Below are 20284 nucleotides of genomic sequence, written 5' to 3'. Positions count from 1 at the left end.
ATCGAGCGCCTGATGAACGAGCTGCTCGACGCGAGCAACGGCCTGGGCGCGAGCGTCAAGCGCCGCGAGGACACGCACAAGATGGCCGAGTCGAACAAGGCCTTCGCCCACTACCGCTGGTGACGTGCCGCCAGGCGGGGGAGCCCCGAGTGAACCCGCCTGGCGCCTCCCAGCCCTAGTGAGCCTGCCACCAGCTAGCTCAAGACAGGGGAAACACCCGTGGCACAGGACGTGCTCACCGACCTGGCCAAGGTCCGCAACATCGGGATCATGGCCCACATCGACGCGGGCAAGACCACGACGACCGAGCGGATCCTCTTCTACACGGGGATCAACTACAAGATCGGCGAGGTCCACGACGGCGCCGCGACGATGGACTGGATGGAGCAGGAGCAGGAGCGCGGCATCACGATCACGTCCGCCGCGACGACCTGCTACTGGAAGAACCACCAGATCAACCTCATCGACACGCCGGGCCACGTCGACTTCACCGTCGAGGTGGAGCGGAACCTGCGCGTCCTCGACGGCGCCGTCGCGGTGTTCGACGGCAAGGAGGGCGTCGAGCCCCAGTCCGAGCAGGTCTGGCGCCAGGCCACCAAGTACGACGTCCCGCGCATCTGCTTCGTCAACAAGATGGACAAGCTGGGCGCGGACTTCTACTTCACCGTGCGCACCATCTCGGAGCGCCTGGGTGCCAAGCCGCTGCCGATCCAGCTCCCGATCGGCGCCGAGAGCGACTTCATCGGCGTCGTGGACCTGGTCGAGATGCGCGCGCTGACCTGGCGCGGCGAGGTCCAGAAGGGCGAGGACTACACGGTCGAGGAGATCCCGGCCGACCTCGTCGACAAGGCCAACGAGTACCGCGAGCAGCTCATCGAGGCCGTCGCCGAGACCGACGACGCCCTGATGGAGGCCTACCTCGGTGGCGAGGAGCTGACCGTCGAGCAGATCAAGGCGGGCATCCGCAAGATCGTGAACGAGGGTTCGGCCTACCCGGTGCTGTGCGGCTCGGCGTTCAAGAACAAGGGCGTGCAGCCCATGCTCGACGCCGTGATCGACTACCTGCCGTCGCCGCTGGACCTCCCGCCGGTCGAGGGCACGCTGCAGGACGGTGAGACGGCGGCCAGCCGCAAGGCGTCGGTCGACGAGCCGTTCTCGGCGCTGGCGTTCAAGATCGCCGCGCACCCGTACCACGGCAAGCTGACCTACATCCGGGTCTACTCGGGCAAGGTCGCCGCGGGCACCCAGGTCATCAACTCGACCAAGGACCGCAAGGAGCGCATCGGGAAGATCTTCCAGATGCACGCCAACAAGGAGAACCCGGTCAGCGAGGCCATGGCGGGCCACATCTACGCCGTCATCGGCCTCAAGGACACCACCACCGGTGAGACGCTCTGCGACCCGCAGGCGCCCATCGTGCTGGAGTCCATGACCTTCCCCGAGCCGGTCATCGAGGTGGCGATCGAGCCCAAGACGAAGGCCGACCAGGAGAAGCTCTCCACGGCGATCCAGAAGCTGGCCGAGGAGGACCCGACCTTCCGCGTCAAGCAGGACGAGGAGACCGGCCAGACCATCATCGCCGGCATGGGCGAGCTCCACCTGGACATCCTGGTGGACCGCATGCGCCGCGAGTTCAAGGTCGAGGCCAACATCGGCAAGCCCCAGGTGGCCTACCGGGAGACCATCCGCCGCAAGGTGGAGAAGTACTCCTACACGCACAAGAAGCAGACCGGTGGCTCCGGCCAGTTCGCGAAGGTCATCATCGACCTGGAGCCGCTGGAGAAGCAGGAGGACGGCGCGCTCTACGAGTTCGTCAACTCCGTCACCGGTGGCCGCATCCCGCGGGAGTACATCCCGTCGGTGGACGCCGGTGCCCAGGACGCCATGCAGTACGGCGTGCTCGCGGGCTACCCGCTGGTGGGCCTCAAGCTGACGCTGGTCGACGGTGCCTACCACGAGGTGGACTCCTCGGAAATGGCCTTCAAGATCGCCGGTTCGATGGCGCTCAAGGAGGCCGCCCGCCAGGCGAGCCCGGTCCTGCTCGAGCCGATGATGGCCGTCGAGGTCACCACGCCCGAGGAGTACATGGGCGACGTGATCGGCGACTTGAACTCCCGCCGTGGCCAGATCCAGGCCATGGAGGAGCGCAGCGGCACCCGCGTCGTCAAGGCGCTGGTCCCGCTGTCGGAGATGTTCGGGTACGTGGGTGACCTGCGGTCGAAGACCCAGGGTCGCGCGAACTACTCGATGACGTTCGACTCCTACGCAGAGGTTCCCGCGAACGTCTCGAAGGAGATCATCGCGAAGGCGACGGGCGAGTAACCCCAACCGGAGCACCGCAGCACCACGCGGGCTCTCCGGGGTTGTGAGTCCCTGGGGTCCGCAAAACCCTGACGTGACGCCCGGCGGGTGGGCAACCGCAGCACCCGCCGGGCACAGCAACAGAAGTCCAGGAGGACAATCCAGTGGCGAAGGCGAAGTTCGAGCGGACGAAGCCGCACGTCAACATCGGCACCATCGGTCACATCGACCACGGCAAGACGACGCTGACCGCGGCGATCTCCAAGGTCCTGCACGACAAGTACCCGGACCTCAACCCCTTCACGCCGTTCGACCAGATCGACAAGGCGCCGGAGGAGAAGCAGCGCGGCATCACCATCTCGATCGCGCACATCGAGTACCAGACCGACAAGCGCCACTACGCGCACGTCGACTGCCCCGGTCACGCCGACTACATCAAGAACATGATCACCGGTGCGGCGCAGATGGACGGCGCCATCCTGGTGGTCGCGGCGACCGACGGCCCGATGCCGCAGACCAAGGAGCACGTCCTCCTGGCCCGCCAGGTCGGTGTGCCCTACATCGTGGTGGCCCTGAACAAGGCCGACATGGTGGACGACGAGGAGATCCTGGAGCTCGTCGAGCTCGAGGTCCGCGAGCTGCTCTCCGAGTACGAGTTCCCGGGTGACGACCTGCCGGTGGTCCGCGTCTCCGCGCTCAAGGCGCTGGAGGGCGACGCCGAGTGGGGCGAGAAGCTCCTCGGCCTGATGGACGCCGTGGACGAGAACATCCCGGAGCCGGAGCGCGAGGTCGACCGGCCGTTCCTGATGCCGGTCGAGGACGTGTTCACCATCACCGGTCGTGGCACCGTGGTGACCGGCCGCATCGAGCGCGGCATCATCAAGGTCAACGAGGAAGTCGAGATCGTCGGCATCAAGGAGCAGTCGCGCAAGACGACTGTCACCTCGATCGAGATGTTCAAGAAGTTCCTCGACGAGGGCCAGGCGGGCGACAACGCCGCCCTGCTGCTGCGCGGCATCAAGCGCGAGGAGGTGGAGCGCGGCATGGTCATCGTGAAGCCGGGCACCACCACCCCGCACACCGAGTTCGAGGCGCAGGTCTACATCCTGTCCAAGGACGAGGGCGGCCGCCACACGCCGTTCTTCAACAACTACCGTCCGCAGTTCTACTTCCGGACGACTGACGTGACCGGCGTCGTGACCCTCCCCGAGGGCACCGAGATGGTCATGCCGGGCGACACCACGTCGATGTCGGTCAAGCTGATCCAGCCGATCGCCATGGACGAGGGCCTGCGGTTCGCCATCCGCGAGGGTGGCCGCACCGTCGGCGCCGGCTCGGTCACCAAGATCCTCAAGTGACCTGGCTCTAAAAACCGACCCCCGATTTGGCCCGCGCACCCCGGTGTGCGACCATTGACGGGTTGCTCGTCACGGGGCGGCCGAGTTCGACTCGAACCGGCCGCCCCCGTGCGAGCGGGGTTAGCAGCAACACAATCCCACAGGTTTCATCAGTGGGACCGGTCTATGGCCAAGGGCGCGACACGCCCGACCGCGTGGACCGGGCACCGTGACACCGCTCGGTGTCAGTCCTTAATAGGGGGCGGAGCGCGCCGGAAGGTCCCAGTGGCCTCGTGGTGCCCGCACCGCAGCGGTACGAGAAGCAGAGGAACGGCAAGCCATCATGGCGGGACAGAAGATCCGCATCCGGCTCAAGGCCTACGACCACGAGGCGATCGACGCGTCCGCGCGCAAGATCGTCGAGACCGTGACGCGCACCGGCGCTCGGGTCGTCGGGCCTGTGCCGCTGCCCACTGAGAAGAACGTTTACTGCGTCATCCGCTCGCCGCACAAGTACAAGGACTCGCGCGAGCACTTCGAGATGCGCACGCACAAGCGTCTGATCGACATCCTCGACCCGACGCCGAAGACGGTGGACGCGCTCATGCGCATCGACCTGCCGGCGAGCGTCGACGTCAACATCCAGTAAGCGTTGGACGCGGCAGTGTTGATCCCTTTTGGGGCGGAGAGCAAAGAGACTCATGTCTGACAGGCAGGTTAAGGGCCTCCTGGGCACCAAGCTCGGCATGACTCAGGTCTTCGACGAGAACAACCGGGTCGTCCCGGTGACCGTCGTCAAGGCCGAGCCGAACGTGGTCACCCAGGTTCGGACCCAGGAGAACGACGGCTACTCGGCCGTGCAGCTGGCCTTCGGCGCGATCGACCCGCGCAAGGTGAACAAGCCCGTCGCGGGCCACTTCGCCAAGGCGGGCGTGACGCCTCGCCGCCACCTGGCGGAGCTGCGCACCACGGACGCGTCCGAGTACACGGTCGGCCAGGAGATCACCGCCGAGGTGTTCGAGGCCGGCGCTGTGGTCGACGTGGTCGGCACCAGCAAGGGCAAGGGCACCGCGGGTGTCATGAAGCGCCACGGCTTCGGCGGCCTCGGGGCCAGCCACGGCACGCAGCGCAAGCACCGCTCGCCCGGTTCGATCGGCGGGTGCGCCACGCCCGGCCGCGTGTTCAAGGGCCTGCGCATGGCGGGTCGCATGGGCAACGTGCGCGTGACCACCCAGAACCTGAAGGTGCACAAGGTCGACGCCGAGTCCGGCCTGCTGCTCATCAAGGGCGCGGTCCCCGGTCCCAAGGGCGGCACCGTGTTCATCAAGACCGCTGCGAAGGGTGGTGCCTGATCATGACTTCCGTTGAGATCCGCACCCCGGACGGCAAGACCGACGGCTCCGTCGAACTGCCCGCCGCGATCTTCGACGCGCAGGCGAACGTGGCCCTGCTGCACCAGGTCGTCGTGGCCCAGCAGGCCGCGGCCCGCCAGGGCACCCACGCCACCAAGACGCGCGGCGAGGTCTCCGGCGGCGGCAAGAAGCCGTACCGCCAGAAGGGCACCGGCCGCGCCCGCCAGGGCTCGACCCGCGCGCCGCAGTTCGCCGGCGGTGGCACGGTCCACGGCCCGCAGCCGCGCGACTACAGCCAGCGCACCCCCAAGAAGATGAAGGCCGCCGCCCTGCGCGGTGCCCTCTCCGACCGGGCGCGTGCCGGCCAGGTCCACGTGGTCAGCGGCTTCGTCGAGGGCGACACCCCGTCGACCAAGGCGGCCCGCAAGGCGCTGGAGACCGTGACGCAGGCGCGTCGCGTGCTGGCCGTGCTGCTGCGCACCGACGAGGTCTCGTGGGTCAGCCTGCGCAACCTGCCGAACGTGCACATCATCGCCCCCGACCAGCTGAACACCTACGACGTGCTGGTCAACGACGACGTGGTGTTCACCAAGGACGCGCTCGACGTCTTCCTGGCGAGCAAGGCCCAGCAGGGCGTCGGCTCCGCCGAGGCGACCGCGTCCGCAGTGGACGAGGAGGCCGCGAAGTGATCCCCGACCACAGGGACGTCCTGCTCGCGCCGGTCATCTCCGAGAAGTCCTACGGGCTCCTGGAGGAGAACAAGTACACCTTCCTGGTGGCGCCGGGCGCGAACAAGACCCAGATCAAGATCGCCGTGGAGAAGGTCTTCGGCGTCAAGGTCGTCAGCGTCAACACGATCAACCGGCAGGGCAAGCGCAAGCGCACCCGGACCGGTTACGGCAAGCGCAAGGACACCAAGCGCGCCATCGTGACGCTGTCCGCCGAGAGCAAGCCGATCGAGATCTTCGGCGGCCCGGCCGCCTGATGACGACGAGGACTGCGTAGAGATGGGCATTCGCAAGTACAAGCCGACGACCCCGGGTCGTCGCGGTGCGAGCGTCTCCGACTTCGCCGAGATCACTCGGTCGACGCCGGAGAAGTCGCTGATCCGCCCGCTGCACGGCCGCGGTGGCCGCAACGCGTCGGGCAAGATCACCACGCGCCACAAGGGCGGCGGCCACAAGCGGGCCTACCGCCTGATCGACTTCCGCCGCACCGACAAGGACGGCGTGCCGGCCAAGGTCGCGCACATCGAGTACGACCCCAACCGCACCGCGCGCATCGCGCTGCTGCACTACTTCGACGGCGAGAAGCGCTACATCATCGCCCCCTCGAAGCTCCAGCAGGGCGACGTCGTGGAGAACGGCCCCAAGGCCGACATCAAGCCGGGCAACAACCTGCCGCTCCGCAACATCCCGGTCGGCACCGTTGTCCACGCGATCGAGCTCCGCCCCGGCGGCGGCGCCAAGATCGCCCGCTCGGCCGGTGCCAGCGTGCAGCTCGTCGCCAAGGACGGCCCGTACGCCCAGCTGCGGATGCCCTCGGGCGAGATCCGCAACGTGGACGTCCGCTGCCGCGCCACGGTCGGCGAGGTCGGCAACGCCGAGCACCAGAACATCAACTGGGGCAAGGCCGGCCGCATGCGGTGGAAGGGCAAGAAGCCCACCGTCCGCGGTGTCGCCATGAACCCGGTCGACCACCCCCACGGTGGTGGTGAGGGCAAGACCTCCGGTGGTCGCCACCCGGTGAACCCGGCAGGCAAGCCCGAGGGCCGCACCCGCCGCCGCAAGGCAAGCGACAAGCTCATCGTCCGGCGTCGTCGCACCGGTAAGAAGCGCTGAGCAGGAGGGAGTGAAGGATGCCTCGTAGCCTGAAGAAGGGCCCCTTCGTGGACGACCACCTGCTCAAGAAGGTGGACGCCCTGAACGAGTCGGGCAAGAAGACCGTGATCAAGACCTGGTCCCGCCGGTCGACGATCATCCCCGACATGCTGGGCCACACGATCGCGGTGCACGACGGCCGCAAGCACGTGCCGGTGTTCGTGACCGAGGCGATGGTCGGGCACAAGCTCGGCGAGTTCGCCCCGACCCGCACGTTCAAGGGTCACATCAAGGACGACCGGAAGTCCCGCCGCCGCTAGGCGACGAACTAGGAATCAGAGCAAGGGGAAGCAGCGATGAACGCCCGCAACGAAGCCGACGCGCCGGAGTACCCGCGCGCCGTGGCTCGGGCTCGCTACGTCCGCGACACGCCGATGAAGGTGCGCCGCGTCGTCGAGCTCATCAGGGGTCGTAGCGCCAGCGAGGCCCTGGCCGTGCTCCAGTTCGCGCCGCAGGCGGCTTCGGAGCCGGTCCGCAAGGTGCTCGCGAGCGCCGTGGCCAACGCCGAGAACAACCTGTCCCTCGACCCCGACACCCTGTGGGTGTCGAAGGTCTACGTGGACGAGGGTCCGACCCTCAAGCGGTTCCGCCCGCGCGCCCAGGGCCGCGCCTACCGGATCCGCAAGCGGACGAGCCACATCACCGTCGAGGTGGAGAGCCGTCCCAAGAAGACCAGCGCGAAGGGGAACCGGTAGTGGGCCAGAAGATCAACCCGCACGGCTTCCGGCTGGGGATCACCACCGACTGGAAGTCCCGCTGGTACGCCGACAAGCAGTACGCCGAGTACGTGGCCGAGGATGTCAAGATCCGCAAGCTGCTCTCGCGTGGCATGGAGCGTGCCGGCATCGCCAAGGTGGAGATCGAGCGCACCCGCGACCGGGTCCGCGTCGACATCCACACCGCCCGGCCGGGCATCGTCATCGGCCGCCGCGGCGCCGAGGCCGACCGCATCCGCGGTGAGCTGGAGAAGCTCACCAAGAAGCAGGTGCAGCTCAACATCCTCGAGGTGAAGAGCCCCGAGTCGGACGCGCAGCTCGTCGCGCAGGGCGTGGCCGAGCAGCTGTCCAACCGCGTGGCCTTCCGCCGCGCGATGCGCAAGGCCATCCAGTCGGCCATGCGCTCGCCGCAGGTCAAGGGCATCCGCGTGCAGTGCGGTGGCCGCCTGGGCGGCGCCGAGATGTCCCGCTCGGAGCACTACCGCGACGGCCGCGTGCCGCTGCACACGCTGCGCGCCGACATCGACTACGGCTTCTTCGAGGCCCGCACCACGTTCGGCCGCATCGGCGTGAAGGTGTGGATCTACAAGGGTGACGTGGTCGGCGGCATCTCCGCCAAGCGCGAGCGCGACGCCGCTCCGTCGGCGGAGCGCACGCCTCGGCGCGACCGCGGTGACCGCCCGAACCGGGCCCGTCGCTCCGGTGCCAGCGGCACCACCGCGACGAGCACCGACGCGGGGCGCGCCGCGCAGGCCAACGACCAGACGACCGGTGACGTTGCCACGGACAACGCTCCGGGCGTCGCGAAGACGGAGGGCTGAGTAGTGCTCATCCCGCGCAGGGTCAAGCACCGCAAGCAGCACCACCCCAGCCGGTCCGGTGCTGCCAAGGGCGGCACGAGGGTCACCTTCGGCGAGTACGGCATCCAGGCCCTGGAGCCCGCCTACGTGACCAACCGGCAGATCGAGTCGGCTCGTATCGCCATCACCCGGCACATCCGCCGTGGTGGCAAGGTCTGGATCAACATCTTCCCGGACCGCCCGCTGACCAAGAAGCCCGCCGAGACCCGCATGGGTTCCGGCAAGGGCTCCCCGGAGTGGTGGGTGGCCAACGTCAAGCCGGGTCGGGTGCTCTTCGAGATGAGCTTCCCGAACGAGGCCGTGGCCCGCGAGGCGCTCCGCCGCGCGATCCACAAGCTCCCGATGAAGTGCCGCATCGTCACGCGAGAGGGTGGTGAGTTCTGATGGCAGCGGGTACCACCGCTTCCGAGCTGCGTGAGCTCACCGAGGAAGAGCTCGTGCTGCGCCTGAGGGAGGCGAAGGAGGAGCTGTTCAACCTCCGCTTCCAGATGGCCACCGGGCAGCTCGACAACAACCGCCGCCTGCGCACGGTCCGGCACGAGATCGCCCGGATCTACACCGTGATGCGGGAACGGGAGCTGGGCCTCTCGGCCTCTCCCGACGCGGTTTCCACTGGTGAGGGTGCGGCATGAGCGAGAACAACGAAGTGACTACCGAGGTTCGCAACGACCGCAAGGTCCGCGAGGGCTACGTCGTGTCCGACAAGATGGACAAGACGATCGTGGTGGCGGTCGAGGACCGCAAGAAGCACCGCCGGTACTCGAAGGTCATGCGCTCCACCACCAAGGTGAAGGCGCACGACGAGCAGAACACCGCCGGCGTCGGCGACCGCGTCCTGCTGATGGAGACGCGGCCGTTGTCGGCCACCAAGCGCTGGCGCCTCGTGCAGGTCCTCGAGAAGGCCAAGTAGCCAGTCGGTTCGACCGAGCCCGTCAGGTCGGAAATCTGGCGGGCCAGGAATGGTCAAGGAGCAGGTAAGTGATCCAGCAGGAGTCGCGGCTGCGCGTCGCCGACAACACCGGTGCGAAGGAAATCCTCTGCATCCGTGTTCTCGGTGGCTCGGGCCGCCGCTACGCGGGCATCGGGGACATCATCGTCGCGACGGTGAAGCAGGCCATCCCGGGTGCCGGCGTCAAGAAGGGCGACGTCGTCAAGGCGGTCATCGTCCGCACCGTCAAGGAGAAGCGCCGTCCCGACGGCTCTTACATCCGGTTCGACGAGAACGCCGCGGTGCTCATCAAGAACGACAACGAGCCGCGGGGCACCCGCATCTTCGGCCCGGTCGGTCGCGAGCTGCGCGACAAGAAGTTCATGAAGATCATCTCGTTGGCGCCGGAGGTGCTCTGACCATGAAGGTGAAGAAGGGCGACACGGTCGTCGTCATCGCCGGCAAGGACAAGGGCGCTCGCGGCAAGGTCATCCAGGCCTACCCCGCCGAGAACCGCGTCCTGGTCGAGGGCGTCAACCGCATCAAGAAGCACACCCGGATCACGCAGACCCAGCGCGGCGCGCAGTCGGGCGGCATCGTGACCCAGGAGGCCCCCATCCACGTGTCCAACGTGATGGTGGTCGACTCGGACGGCAAGCCGACCCGCGTGGGCTACCGGACGAACGACGAGGGCAAGCGGGTCCGCATTTCCCGTCGTAACGGGAAGGACATCTGATGACGACCGTTGAGAAGACCGTTCCCCGGCTGAAGGCCCGCTACCGCGAGGAGATCGTCGCGGAGCTGCGCAAGCAGTTCGAGTACGCCAACGTGATGCAGATCCCGGGCGTCGTGAAGGTCGTCGTGAACATGGGCGTCGGCGACGCCGCCCGCGACGGCAAGCTGATCGAGGGCGCCGTGCGCGACCTGTCGATCATCACCGGCCAGCGCCCCGAGGTCCGCAAGGCGCGCAAGTCCATCGCCCAGTTCAAGCTGCGCGAGGGCATGCCGATCGGTGCGCGCGTGACGCTGCGCGGCGACCGCATGTGGGAGTTCCTGGACCGCCTGCTGACGATCGCGCTGCCGCGCATCCGCGACTTCCGCGGCCTGTCCGGCAAGCAGTTCGACGGCAACGGGAACTACACGTTCGGCCTCAACGAGCAGTCGATGTTCCACGAGATCGACCCGGACGCCATCGACCGCCCCCGCGGCATGGACATCACGGTCGTCACCACCGCCACCAACGACGAGGAGGGCCGGGCGCTGCTGAAGGCCCTGGGCTTCCCGTTCAAGGAGAACTGAGCTGATGGCCAAGAAGGCTCTGATCAACAAGGCGGCCAAGAAGCCGAAGTTCAAGGTGCGGGGGTACACCCGGTGCCAGCGCTGCGGCCGGCCGCACTCGGTGTTCCGCAAGTTCGGCCTGTGCCGGATCTGCCTGCGCGAGATGGCCCACCGGGGCGAGCTGCCCGGCGTGAGCAAGTCGAGCTGGTAGACCCGCCCACCGGCAGGTTTTCGAATATCCCACTTCGCTGTAGGCCCGCTCACGACCCACCGGGACCCTGACTGGGGAACCGCAGCGAGAAAGGTTGACCAGGTCACCATGACGATGACCGACCCGATCGCAGACATGCTGACGCGTCTGCGGAACGCGAACTCGGCTTACCACGACAAGGTCGTGATGCCGCACTCCAAGCTCAAGGCGAACATCGCCGAGATCCTCAAGCGCGAGGGCTACATCGCGAGCTACCGCGACGAGGAGGGCGACGTGGCCAAGCAGCTCGTCATCGAGCTGAAGTACGGCCCGAACCGCGAGCGCAGCATCGCCGGCCTCCGCCGCGTGTCCAAGCCCGGTCTCCGCGTGTACGCGAAGTCGACGAACCTGCCGAAGGTGCTGGGCGGGCTGGGCGTCGCGATCATCTCGACCTCCGGCGGTCTCATGACCGACCGTCAGGCCAACAAGTCGGGCGTGGGCGGCGAAGTCCTCGCCTACGTCTGGTAAGGGAAGGGGGACAAGCCAATGTCGCGCATCGGAAAGCTGCCGATCACCGTCCCCTCCGGGGTCGACGTGCAGATCGACGGCCAGGACGTCAGCGTCAAGGGTCCCAAGGGCACCCTGTCGCTCACGATCGCTGAGCCGATCATCATCGAGAAGGCCGAAGACGGCACCCTCGAGGTGAAGCGCCCGAACGACGAGCGTCGCAGCCGCTCGCTCCACGGCCTGTCGCGCACCCTGGTGCAGAACATGGTCGTCGGTGTGACGCAGGGCTACGAGAAGAAGATGGAGATCCACGGGGTCGGTTACCGCGTCGCGCTCAAGGGTTCCGACCTGGAGTTCGCGCTCGGTTACAGCCACCCGGTCAAGGTCGAGGCCCCCGCGGGCATCACCTTCGCGGTGGAGACCCCGACCCGCTTCTCCGTGGCCGGCATCGACAAGCAGCTCGTCGGCGAGGTCGCCGCCAACATCCGCAAGCTGCGCAAGCCCGACCCGTACAAGGGCAAGGGCGTGCGCTACGCGGGCGAGAAGATCCGCCGCAAGGTCGGAAAGACGGGTAAGTGACATGAGCGAGACTGCAACGAAGCGCAAGCCGGTCGGCAAGGACATCTCGACCACTCGGCGCATCGCCAAGGCGCGCCGTCACTTCCGCCTCCGCAAGAAGGTCAGCGGCACCCCGGAGCGCCCGCGCCTGGCGGTGCACCGGTCGTCGAAGCACATCACCGTGCAGATCATCGACGACCTCGCCGGCCACACCCTGGCGGCGGCCTCCTCGGTGGAGGCGGACGTCCGGGCGGTCGAGGGCGACAAGAAGGCCAAGGCCGCGAAGGTCGGCCAGCTGGCCGCCGCCCGCGCCAAGGAGGCCGGGATCACGAGGGTCGTGTTCGACCGCGGTGGCAACGCCTACCACGGCCGGATCGCAGCTCTGGCCGACGCCGCCCGCGAGGCGGGGCTGGAGTTCTGACAATGCACATCACTGGAATTGAGAGGGACGCCTGATGCCAGGACGCACGCGTCGCGAAGGCGGCGGGGGCGAGCGCGGAGAGCGTCGCGACCGTCGTGACGGCGGCCGCGGCGGCGCGGCCCAGGAGAAGACCCCGCACCTGGAGCGCGTGGTTGCCATCAACCGCGTCTCCAAGGTCGTGAAGGGTGGTCGTCGGTTCAGCTTCACCGCCCTCGTCGTGGTCGGTGACGGCGACGGCATGGTCGGTGTCGGCTACGGCAAGGCCAAGGAAGTGCCGGCGGCGATCGCCAAGGGTGTGGAGGAGGCGAAGAAGAACTTCTTCCGCGTCCCCCGCATCGCGGGCACGATCCCTCACCCGGTGCAGGGCGAGAAGGCCGCCGGTGTCGTGCTGCTGCGCCCGGCGTCGGCCGGTACCGGTGTCATCGCCGGTGGCGCGGTCCGCGCGGTGCTGGAGTGCGCCGGTGTCCACGACGTGCTGAGCAAGTCGCTGGGCTCGGACAACGCCATCAACATCGTCCACGCCACCGTGGCGGCCCTGAAGGGCCTCCAGCGTCCCGAGGAGGTGGCCGCCCGCCGCGGTCTGCCCCTGGAGGACGTGGCCCCGGCCGGCATGCTGCGCGCTCGCGCGGGTGTGGGGGTGTGACGTGGCCCAGCTCAAGGTGACCCAGGTCAAGAGCAGCATCGGTACCAAGCACAACCACCGTGAGTCCCTCCGGACCCTGGGGTTGCGCAAGATCCGCCAGTCGGTGGTCCGCGAGGACACGCCGCAGGTGCGCGGCCTGATCCACGCCGTGCGCCACCTGGTGGTCGTCGAGGAGGTCCAGTCGTGACCATCAAGATCCACGACCTGCGTCCGGCCCCCGGCGCCAAGACCGCGAAGACCCGCGTGGGTCGCGGTGAGGGCTCCAAGGGCAAGACCGCGGGCCGCGGCACGAAGGGCACCGGAGCGCGGAAGAACGTCTCGCCGCGCTTCGAGGGTGGCCAGATGCCGCTGCACATGCGCCTGCCCAAGCTGAAGGGCTTCCGCAACCCGTTCCGCACCGAGTACCAGGTGGTGAACGTGGGCGACCTCGCCCGCCTCTTCCCCGAGGGTGGCCGGGTGGACGTGGACGCCCTGGTGCACGCGGGCCTGGTGCGCAAGAACCAGCCGGTCAAGGTCCTCGGCAACGGCGACCTGAACGGCGTCAAGCTGGAGGTCGTCGCCAACAAGTTCTCCGGCAGCGCGGTCGAGAAGATCGCCGCCGCCGGCGGCACCACCACCGAGCTGTAACGCACCACCGCCGAACGGCCCCCGGAGCCCCGCTCCGGGGGCCGTTCGCGTCCAATCCCCGCGAGTCGTACGTCCAGATCGCGCGAGTCGTACGTCCAAGACCCCCGCGTCGCACGTTCCGGCCCCCCGAGTTGCGCGTTCCGGTCCGTCCTGCCGCCGGGAGAGACCCGGGGTGGGGGTCCTGAGTGTTGAACTCGGGGGTCCGGAATGTGCGACTCGCCGGGCCTGGAGGTACGACTCGCGGGGTTGACGGGGGGTGTTCGCGGAGGGCGTAAAAGGGGTGGCGGGGTGGGTTAGCGTGCGGGCATGTGGCTGGCTGTTTTCTTCGGGGCCTCGGTGCTGGTGGCACTGACGCCGGGCGCCAACAACCTGCTGGGGATGCACCACGCCGTCCACCACGGACCCGCGCGGGCGGTGACGGCGCTGTTCGGGCGGCTGGGCGCGTTCGCCGTCATGGTCGCCGCGGTGGTGGCCGGGCTCGGTCCGGTGCTGGCCGCGAGCCACCTCGCGCTGACGGTCCTCAAGTGGGCGGGCGTCGCCTACCTCGCCTACCTCGCGGTCCGCGTCCTCACCACCAGGCGGGGCGGTGAAGTCCCAGTTGGGAAGGGCAGCCCGCTGCGCAAGGAGTTCCTGGTGGCGATCTCCAACCCCAAGGCGGTGCTGATCTTCACTGCGTTCGTGCCGCAGTTCGTCGACCCGGCGCGCGGACCGATCCCGCTCCAGCTGGCCGTGCTCGGCGCGGTCTACCTGGTCGCCGAGCTGCTGGCCGGCAGCGCCTACGCGGCGCTCGGCGCGGGCATCCGCAGGGCCGGCCTCACCCGGCGCGCCAGGGCCTGGCTCGATCGGGCGACGGGCGCCGTGCTGCTGGGGATGGCGGGCGCGCTGGCCGTCTCGAAACCCTGATCCGAACCGGTGGAAAACCGATCCATCGGTACCCGAACTTGATCCATTCGGGGGCTTGCGACCCTCGGCAGTTGATCGGGTACGAAGTGTGCGGGAAGACTGACTACGGCGATCCGCCTCGCGGCTGTTAAAGTCGCGGGCTGAACCCGGATGTCCTCCGGGTCGGTCGCGGCTACCCGTCGCTTCCGCCACCGTCGGCGCGAGTGCCGGCGGCATGACCGCAAGACTGTGCCGGCAACACAGCCGGCACCGCAGGATGCCGACCCAGGCGGGGCGGCAACGCTGATGGAGGTTCGCGTGCTCGGCGCATTCCGCTCGGCTCTCGCGACGCCGGACCTACGCAAGAAGATCCTCTTCACGCTGGGGATCGTCGTGGTGTTCCGGTTGGGTGCGACCATGCCCGCGCCGGGCGTTTCCTTCAAGAACGTGAAACAGTGCATCGACCAGGTCGACCAGCAGGGTGTCTACTCGCTGATCAACCTGTTCAGCGGCGGCGCGCTGCTGAACCTGTCGATCTTCGCGCTGGGCATCATGCCCTACATCACCGCGAGCATCATCATCCAGCTGCTCACCGTGGTCATCCCGCGGTTCGAGCAGCTGAAGAAGGAAGGGCAGGCGGGTCAGGGCAAGCTGACCCAGTACACCCGCTACCTGACCATCGCGCTGGCGGTCCTGCAGTCCACCGGCATCATCGCCCTGGCGGTGCGCGACCAGCTGTTCGCCGGCTGCGAGCACGACGTCATCCCGGACGAGAGCATCTTCAACCTGATCGTCCTGGTCACCGTGATGACCGCGGGCACCAGCGTGATCATGTGGCTCGGTGAGATCATCACCGAGAAGGGGATCGGCAACGGCATGTCGCTGCTGATCTTCTGCGGCATCGCGGCCCGCATCCCGATCGAGGGCAAGATCATCTGGGACCGGGGCGGCCTGACCTTCTTCCTGGTCTGCGTCGCGGCCCTGCTGATCATCGCCAGCGTCATCTACGTGGAGCAGGCGCAGCGCCGCATCCCGGTGCAGTACGCCAAGCGCATGATCGGCCGCCGGATGTACGGCGGCACCTCGACCTACCTGCCGCTGAAGGTGAACCAGGCCGGTGTCATCCCGGTCATCTTCGCCTCGTCGCTGCTCTACCTCCCCGACCTCATCGCGCGCCTGACCGCCTCCACCGACGGGTCCGCGCCGAGCTGGTGGGAGACCTTCGTGCAGACGCACCTGGTGACGCAGTCGAGCCCGGTGCACATCTCGCTCTACTTCCTGCTGATCGTCTTCTTCACCTACTTCTACGTCGGCATCACGTTCAACCCGGACGAGCGTGCCGACGAGATGAAGAAGTTCGGTGGGTTCATCCCGGGCATCCGGCCGGGTCGTCCCACCGCCGAGTACCTCCGCTTCGTCCTGGGGCGGATCACGCTGCCCGGCTCGCTCTACCTGGGCATCGTCGCCATCCTGCCGAACTTCTTCCTGGAAGTGACCGGTCAGGGCCAGAACCAGAACTTCCCGTTCGGTGGCACGGCGGTGCTGATCATGGTCGGTGTCGGCCTCGACACCGTGAAGCAGATCGAGAGCCAGCTCATGCAGCGCAACTACGAAGGGTTCCTCCGCTAGTGCGACTCGTTCTCGTCGGCCCGCCCGGAGCGGGCAAGGGCACCCAGGCCCAGATCCTCAGCAGCAAGCTCGGCGTGCCGCACATCTCCACCGGGGACCTCTTCCGCGCTCACATCAGCCAGCAGACCGACCTCGGCAAGGAGGTCCAGGAGTACCTGGACGCCGGCGAGCTCGTGCCGGACGAGGTGACCAACGAGATGGTCCGCGAGCGCCTCGCGCAGGCCGACGCCACCGGCGGCTTCCTGCTCGACGGCTTCCCGCGCAACGTGTCCCAGGCGGACGTGCTCGGCGGGCTGCTGGCGGCGTCGGGGCACAGGCTCGACGCGGTGCTGGAGTTCCGGATCGACGAGGACGTCGTGGTCGAGCGCCTGCTCGCCCGCGGCCGCACGGACGACAAGGAAGACGTGATCCGGCACCGCCAGCAGGTGTACCGGACGGAGACCGCGCCGCTGCTCGACTACTACGCCGACATCGTCGTGTCGATCGACGCGGTCGGCGACGTGGAAGAGATCAGCGAGCGCGCGCTCCGCGCGTTGCGCGACGCGAAGTGAACGGTGTCGTCGATGCGCTACGACGCGTGGTCCCGGGCAGCCGTGACCGCATGATCGAGATCAAGAGCCGCGGCCAGCTGGAGGCCATGCGCGCCGCCGGGCTGGTCGTGGCCCGCACGCTGGCGCTGCTGGCCGCGCACACCAAGCCGGGGGTCAGCACCGGCGAGCTGGACGAGCTGGCCGAGCAGTCGATCCGCGACGCCGGGGCGATCCCGTCGTTCAAGGGCTACCACGGCTTCCCGGCCTCGATCTGCGCGTCGGTGAACGAGCAGGTCGTGCACGGCATCCCGAGCCGCACCCAGGTGCTCGCCGAGGGCGACCTGATCTCGATCGACTGCGGCGCCATCTTGGACGGCTGGCACGGCGACTCGGCCATCACCCTGCCCGTGGGCGCGGTGACCGACGCCGAGCTGAAGCTGTCCGAGGCCACCCGCCGCTCGATGCTCGCGGGCATCGAGGCGGCCGTGCCCGGCAACAAGCTGAGCGACATCTCCTTCGCCATCGAGTCGGCCACCATCCGGGCGGGCGAGGAGCACGGCGTCGAGTACGGCATCGTCGACGGCTACGGCGGCCACGGCATCGGCACCAAGATGCACATGGACCCGTTCTTGCCGAACCACGGCAAGCCGGGCAAGGGTCCGCGGCTGAAGGTCGGCATGGCGATCGCCATCGAGCCGATGCTGACCCTGGGCAGCGAGCAGACCGCCGAGCTGGACGACGGCTGGACGGTCGTCACCACCGACGGCTCGCGCGCCGCCCACTGGGAGCACTCGGTGGCCATCACCGAGGACGGCCCCTGGGTGCTCACCGCGCCGGAGGAGTGACCGGCGTCCGGTGCGCGACGGCCGGGTGACGGCTTCGTGAAACCGTCGTGCGCCGTGGATCACCCGGCCCGGCGGGGACTGCCCCGGGCGTAGGCTGGCCGCGTACGGACAGCAACGGCCCTGTCGCCCGGAGGAAGTGCGCAGCCCATGACCGAGTCACACTTCCGGGCCGCCGACGACGACCGCGCGGCCGTGGCCGAGCGGTTGGCGAAGGCCCACGAGGAGGGCCGCCTGACCCGGGCCGAGTTCGAGGAGCGCAGCCTGGCCGTCCGGGAGGCCCGCACCTACGCCGAGCTGCGCGAGCTCACCGCCGACCTGCCCGGGGACGAACCGGTCGGGGCGGACGGCGGGCGCCGGGCCCCGGGCTCGCGGGACACCCCGGCCGCGGGTGGGCAGGCCGGTCGACCGGCCCCGGTGTGGCAGGACGCGTCGAGCATGGCCGCCAGGCCCGATCGGGCCGGTGACGCGGCCGGTGCCGGCCCGGCGTCGACCGGGCAGGGCGGAGTGGGCACGGGGTTCACCCACGCGGGTGACGCGGCCGGTGCCGGCTCGACGTCGACCGGGCAGGACGGGGTGGGCGCGGCCGCCGGGTACGCCCGTGCGGGTGACGCGGCTGGTGGTCGTCCCGACCCGGTGTGGCGGGACGCGCCGAGCGGGCCGGGTGCCCGGATCGGCCCCGACGCCCACCGCGACCCCGGCAACGGTTACGGCGGCGCCGGCCACGAGGCTCAGGCCCGGCGGTCCGAGTCGTCACCCGTTCGGGCGAAGCGCAGCAAGACCGCCGTGTTCCTGGCCGTGCTGACCGTGCTCTGGCTGTTCGCCGGCGCGATCAACCTGCTCATCTGGGCCATCGTCAACGGCACCTCCGAGACCTCGGTGTACCCCTGGTGGCTGTGGGTCGTGGGGCCGCTCGGCGTCGTGGTCGTGACCGCCCACCTGGTCCGATTTGGGCTGAGGCGGTAACCCGCGTACTATGGACGGGTGGCGCACACGTCGCGCCGGTTCCGTCATGCCCGGGGCTCCCCCTGGACGGTGACAAGGGTTCGCAAGGGCCTTATCCGGAGTCGGGGTGCCGCGTGCCCGCACTCCGACGCAAGTACCCACCGTCACGAAACGCGGAGGACATGGGCAAGAAGGACGGGGCCATTGAGGTCGAGGGCCGCGTGATCGAGCCGCTCCCCAACGCGATGTTCCGCGTCGAGTTGGAGAACGGCCACAAGGTCTTGGCACACATCAGCGGCAAGATGCGTCAGCACTACATCCGCATCCTCCCTGAGGACCGGGTTGTCGTGGAGCTCTCGCCCTACGACCTGTCCCGCGGGCGCATCGTCTACCGCTACAAGTGACCTCCGGCGCCCCCAGGCGGGGCGTCGGCTGACGCAGGAGAAGCTCAGGCGTGAAGGTCCAGCCGAGCGTCAAGAAGATCTGCGACAAGTGCAAGGTGATCCGCCGCCACGGTCGGGTCATGGTGATCTGCGAGAACCTGCGCCACAAGCAGCGCCAGGGCTGACCAGCACCGACCGAGCACTGTCGGGTCTTCGCGGACGCGACACCAAGCAAGCCTCCTCGCACCTGCCCACCGGGTTCCCCGGTGGCGCACACCCCCGGACTCCAGGCCGGGGCCGGGACACCGGTCGCGAGAGCGGCCGGGACGGCACAACGAGTCGGTCCCGGAACCGGGCGAGGAGCAGACCTGGAGACGAAACGACAGGAGCAAGCGCCGCATGGCACGACTCGTTGGCGTCGACCTCCCCCGCGAGAAGCGGTTGGAGATCGCGCTCACCTACATCTTCGGTATCGGTCGCACGCGCTCCCAGGAAGTGCTGAAGGCCACCGAGATCTCCCCGGACGTCCGGGTCAAGGACCTCAGTGACGACGACCTGACGAAGCTGCGGGACTACATCGAGAGCAACTTCAAGGTCGAGGGTGACCTCCGCCGCGAGGTTCAGGCCGACATCCGCCGCAAGATGGAGATCGGCTGCTACGAGGGCCTCCGCCACCGTCGCAACCTCCCCGTCCGCGGCCAGCGCACGAAGACCAACGCGCGCACCCGCAAGGGTCCGAAGAAGACCGTTGCGGGCAAGAAGAAGGCCGGCAAGAAGTAAGACCTCGCGCGTCTAACCAGGAGATCACCCAGATATGCCACCCAAGTCCCGTACGGGCGCCGGGGTCAAGAAGGTCCGGCGCAAGGAAAAGAAGAACGTCTCGCACGGCCAGGCCCACATCAAGAGCACGTTCAACAACACCATCGTGTCCATCACGGACCCGATGGGCAACGTGATCAGCTGGGCTTCCGCCGGCCACGTCGGCTTCAAGGGCTCCCGCAAGTCCACGCCGTTCGCGGCGCAGATGGCCGCGGAGAACGCCGCTCGCAAGGCCGCCGAGCACGGCATGCGCAAGGTGGACGTGTTCGTGAAGGGCCCCGGCTCCGGCCGCGAGACCGCGATCCGTTCGCTGCAGGCCGCCGGCCTGGAGGTCGGCACGATCCAGGACGTGACCCCGCAGCCCCACAACGGCTGCCGCCCGCCCAAGCGGCGCCGGGTCTAAAGGCACGGGGAGGAGTAAGCACAGATGGCTCGCTACACCGGACCGGCCACGCGCATCTCGCGTCGCCTGAAGGTCGACCTCGTCGGCGGTGACCAGGCGTTCGAGCGCCGCCCGTACCCGCCCGGTCAGCACGGCCGCGGTCGCATCAAGGAGTCGGAGTACCTGCTCCAGCTCCAGGAGAAGCAGAAGGCCCGCTACACGTACGGCGTGCTGGAGAAGCAGTTCCGCCGCTACTACGAGGAAGCGGTCCGCC

Annotated in this window: 32 protein-coding genes and 2 pseudogenes; all 34 read left to right on the top strand. The window is 68.5% G+C overall.

Going from position 1 to position 20284, the window contains the following annotated elements; genetic code table 11:
• Nucleotides 1-123, top strand: a pseudogene (locus tag RIN75_RS42005) (30S ribosomal protein S7); the annotation flags it as partial.
• A 96-nt stretch (nucleotides 124-219) separates the two neighbouring features.
• Nucleotides 220-2322 carry an elongation factor G gene (gene fusA, locus RIN75_RS42000; RefSeq protein ID WP_309117685.1) on the top strand — a complete coding sequence of 701 codons (2103 nt, stop codon included), beginning with the start codon at nucleotides 220-222 and terminating at the stop codon, nucleotides 2320-2322.
• A 143-nt stretch (nucleotides 2323-2465) separates the two neighbouring features.
• Nucleotides 2466-3659 (top strand): elongation factor Tu, encoded by a 1194-nt coding sequence (gene tuf / locus RIN75_RS41995; RefSeq protein WP_309117684.1) that lies wholly within the window; start codon nucleotides 2466-2468, stop codon nucleotides 3657-3659.
• 322 nt (nucleotides 3660-3981) lie between these two features.
• Nucleotides 3982-4287: a 30S ribosomal protein S10 gene (gene rpsJ, locus RIN75_RS41990; RefSeq protein WP_003938093.1), complete on the top strand. Its 306-nt coding sequence runs from the start codon at nucleotides 3982-3984 to the stop codon at nucleotides 4285-4287.
• 52 nt (nucleotides 4288-4339) lie between these two features.
• Nucleotides 4340-4990: a 50S ribosomal protein L3 gene (gene rplC / locus RIN75_RS41985; RefSeq protein ID WP_309117683.1), complete on the top strand. Its 651-nt coding sequence runs from the start codon at nucleotides 4340-4342 to the stop codon at nucleotides 4988-4990.
• A gap of 2 nt (nucleotides 4991-4992) precedes the next feature.
• Nucleotides 4993-5679, top strand: a complete 687-nt coding sequence (gene rplD, locus RIN75_RS41980) for a 50S ribosomal protein L4 (RefSeq protein ID WP_375296100.1) — start codon at nucleotides 4993-4995, stop codon at nucleotides 5677-5679.
• Entirely contained in the window at nucleotides 5676-5975 is a 300-nt protein-coding gene (gene rplW / locus RIN75_RS41975) for a 50S ribosomal protein L23 (protein ID WP_309117682.1), read from the top strand. The genes rplD and rplW overlap by 4 nt, the downstream gene beginning before the upstream one ends.
• Before the next feature lie 22 nt (nucleotides 5976-5997).
• Complete coding sequence (gene rplB / locus RIN75_RS41970) at nucleotides 5998-6831, top strand: 50S ribosomal protein L2 (RefSeq protein ID WP_309117681.1); 834 nt, start codon at nucleotides 5998-6000, stop codon at nucleotides 6829-6831.
• A 17-nt stretch (nucleotides 6832-6848) separates the two neighbouring features.
• Entirely contained in the window at nucleotides 6849-7130 is a 282-nt protein-coding gene (gene rpsS, locus RIN75_RS41965) for a 30S ribosomal protein S19 (RefSeq protein ID WP_027940998.1), read from the top strand.
• A gap of 36 nt (nucleotides 7131-7166) precedes the next feature.
• A complete protein-coding gene (gene rplV / locus RIN75_RS41960) occupies nucleotides 7167-7565 on the top strand; it encodes a 50S ribosomal protein L22 (RefSeq protein ID WP_309117680.1) in 399 nt (132 codons plus the stop codon).
• Nucleotides 7565-8407, top strand: coding sequence for a 30S ribosomal protein S3 (gene rpsC, locus RIN75_RS41955; RefSeq protein WP_309117679.1), 843 nt, complete (start codon nucleotides 7565-7567; stop codon nucleotides 8405-8407). The genes rplV and rpsC overlap by 1 nt, the downstream gene beginning before the upstream one ends.
• A 3-nt stretch (nucleotides 8408-8410) precedes the next feature.
• Nucleotides 8411-8830: a 50S ribosomal protein L16 gene (rplP, locus tag RIN75_RS41950; RefSeq protein ID WP_309117678.1), complete on the top strand. Its 420-nt coding sequence runs from the start codon at nucleotides 8411-8413 to the stop codon at nucleotides 8828-8830.
• Nucleotides 8830-9078 carry a 50S ribosomal protein L29 gene (gene rpmC / locus RIN75_RS41945; RefSeq protein WP_033428581.1) on the top strand — a complete coding sequence of 83 codons (249 nt, stop codon included), beginning with the start codon at nucleotides 8830-8832 and terminating at the stop codon, nucleotides 9076-9078. Before rplP ends, rpmC begins: the two co-directional genes overlap by 1 nt.
• Entirely contained in the window at nucleotides 9075-9356 is a 282-nt protein-coding gene (gene rpsQ / locus RIN75_RS41940) for a 30S ribosomal protein S17 (RefSeq protein WP_230566487.1), read from the top strand. Before rpmC ends, rpsQ begins: the two co-directional genes overlap by 4 nt.
• Before the next feature lie 68 nt (nucleotides 9357-9424).
• Nucleotides 9425-9793, top strand: a complete 369-nt coding sequence (gene rplN / locus RIN75_RS41935) for a 50S ribosomal protein L14 (protein WP_033436721.1) — start codon at nucleotides 9425-9427, stop codon at nucleotides 9791-9793.
• 2 nt (nucleotides 9794-9795) lie between these two features.
• The gene (rplX, locus tag RIN75_RS41930) at nucleotides 9796-10110 is read left to right on the top strand and encodes a 50S ribosomal protein L24 (protein ID WP_121224914.1); all 315 of its coding nucleotides are present in this window, start codon (nucleotides 9796-9798) and stop codon (nucleotides 10108-10110) included.
• Nucleotides 10110-10673, top strand: coding sequence for a 50S ribosomal protein L5 (gene rplE / locus RIN75_RS41925; protein WP_309117677.1), 564 nt, complete (start codon nucleotides 10110-10112; stop codon nucleotides 10671-10673). Before rplX ends, rplE begins: the two co-directional genes overlap by 1 nt.
• Nucleotides 10674-10677: 4 nt before the next feature.
• The gene (locus tag RIN75_RS41920; protein WP_121224918.1) at nucleotides 10678-10863 is read left to right on the top strand and encodes a type Z 30S ribosomal protein S14; all 186 of its coding nucleotides are present in this window, start codon (nucleotides 10678-10680) and stop codon (nucleotides 10861-10863) included.
• Nucleotides 10864-10971: 108 nt separating this feature from the next.
• Entirely contained in the window at nucleotides 10972-11370 is a 399-nt protein-coding gene (rpsH, locus tag RIN75_RS41915; RefSeq protein ID WP_309117676.1) for a 30S ribosomal protein S8, read from the top strand.
• 18 nt (nucleotides 11371-11388) lie between these two features.
• Nucleotides 11389-11928, top strand: a complete 540-nt coding sequence (gene rplF / locus RIN75_RS41910) for a 50S ribosomal protein L6 (RefSeq protein WP_309117675.1) — start codon at nucleotides 11389-11391, stop codon at nucleotides 11926-11928.
• A gap of 1 nt (nucleotide 11929) precedes the next feature.
• Nucleotides 11930-12328 carry a 50S ribosomal protein L18 gene (gene rplR / locus RIN75_RS41905; RefSeq protein ID WP_309117674.1) on the top strand — a complete coding sequence of 133 codons (399 nt, stop codon included), beginning with the start codon at nucleotides 11930-11932 and terminating at the stop codon, nucleotides 12326-12328.
• A 34-nt stretch (nucleotides 12329-12362) separates the two neighbouring features.
• The gene (gene rpsE, locus RIN75_RS41900; RefSeq protein ID WP_309117673.1) at nucleotides 12363-12971 is read left to right on the top strand and encodes a 30S ribosomal protein S5; all 609 of its coding nucleotides are present in this window, start codon (nucleotides 12363-12365) and stop codon (nucleotides 12969-12971) included.
• Between the two features lies 1 nt (nucleotide 12972).
• Nucleotides 12973-13158, top strand: coding sequence for a 50S ribosomal protein L30 (rpmD, locus tag RIN75_RS41895; protein ID WP_033428588.1), 186 nt, complete (start codon nucleotides 12973-12975; stop codon nucleotides 13156-13158).
• Nucleotides 13155-13598, top strand: coding sequence for a 50S ribosomal protein L15 (rplO, locus tag RIN75_RS41890; RefSeq protein WP_309117672.1), 444 nt, complete (start codon nucleotides 13155-13157; stop codon nucleotides 13596-13598). The genes rpmD and rplO overlap by 4 nt, the downstream gene beginning before the upstream one ends.
• A 306-nt stretch (nucleotides 13599-13904) precedes the next feature.
• Nucleotides 13905-14501: a LysE family translocator gene (locus RIN75_RS41885; RefSeq protein ID WP_309117671.1), complete on the top strand. Its 597-nt coding sequence runs from the start codon at nucleotides 13905-13907 to the stop codon at nucleotides 14499-14501.
• Nucleotides 14502-14798: 297 nt separating this feature from the next.
• A complete protein-coding gene (gene secY, locus RIN75_RS41880; protein ID WP_309117670.1) occupies nucleotides 14799-16109 on the top strand; it encodes a preprotein translocase subunit SecY in 1311 nt (436 codons plus the stop codon).
• Nucleotides 16109-16660, top strand: coding sequence for an adenylate kinase (locus tag RIN75_RS41875; RefSeq protein WP_309117669.1), 552 nt, complete (start codon nucleotides 16109-16111; stop codon nucleotides 16658-16660). Before secY ends, RIN75_RS41875 begins: the two co-directional genes overlap by 1 nt.
• Nucleotides 16661-16710: 50 nt before the next feature.
• Nucleotides 16711-17484, top strand: a complete 774-nt coding sequence (map, locus tag RIN75_RS41870) for a type I methionyl aminopeptidase (RefSeq protein WP_309117668.1) — start codon at nucleotides 16711-16713, stop codon at nucleotides 17482-17484.
• Nucleotides 17485-17631: 147 nt separating this feature from the next.
• Nucleotides 17632-18447, top strand: coding sequence for a DUF1707 domain-containing protein (locus RIN75_RS41865; RefSeq protein WP_309117667.1), 816 nt, complete (start codon nucleotides 17632-17634; stop codon nucleotides 18445-18447).
• Nucleotides 18448-18608: 161 nt separating this feature from the next.
• Nucleotides 18609-18830, top strand: a complete 222-nt coding sequence (gene infA / locus RIN75_RS41860; RefSeq protein ID WP_009948665.1) for a translation initiation factor IF-1 — start codon at nucleotides 18609-18611, stop codon at nucleotides 18828-18830.
• A 50-nt stretch (nucleotides 18831-18880) separates the two neighbouring features.
• Nucleotides 18881-18994 (top strand): 50S ribosomal protein L36, encoded by a 114-nt coding sequence (gene rpmJ / locus RIN75_RS41855; RefSeq protein WP_010148647.1) that lies wholly within the window; start codon nucleotides 18881-18883, stop codon nucleotides 18992-18994.
• Nucleotides 18995-19208: 214 nt separating this feature from the next.
• Complete coding sequence (rpsM, locus tag RIN75_RS41850; protein WP_309117666.1) at nucleotides 19209-19589, top strand: 30S ribosomal protein S13; 381 nt, start codon at nucleotides 19209-19211, stop codon at nucleotides 19587-19589.
• Nucleotides 19590-19623: 34 nt separating this feature from the next.
• Nucleotides 19624-20031 carry a 30S ribosomal protein S11 gene (gene rpsK / locus RIN75_RS41845; RefSeq protein ID WP_033436732.1) on the top strand — a complete coding sequence of 136 codons (408 nt, stop codon included), beginning with the start codon at nucleotides 19624-19626 and terminating at the stop codon, nucleotides 20029-20031.
• A gap of 24 nt (nucleotides 20032-20055) precedes the next feature.
• Nucleotides 20056-20284, top strand: a pseudogene (locus RIN75_RS41840) (30S ribosomal protein S4); the annotation flags it as partial.

It is taken from the genome of Saccharothrix sp. (assembly GCF_031180885.1).
GTDB lineage: Bacteria > Actinomycetota > Actinomycetes > Mycobacteriales > Pseudonocardiaceae > Actinosynnema.
This window is presented reverse-complemented; position numbering and strand designations above follow the sequence as displayed.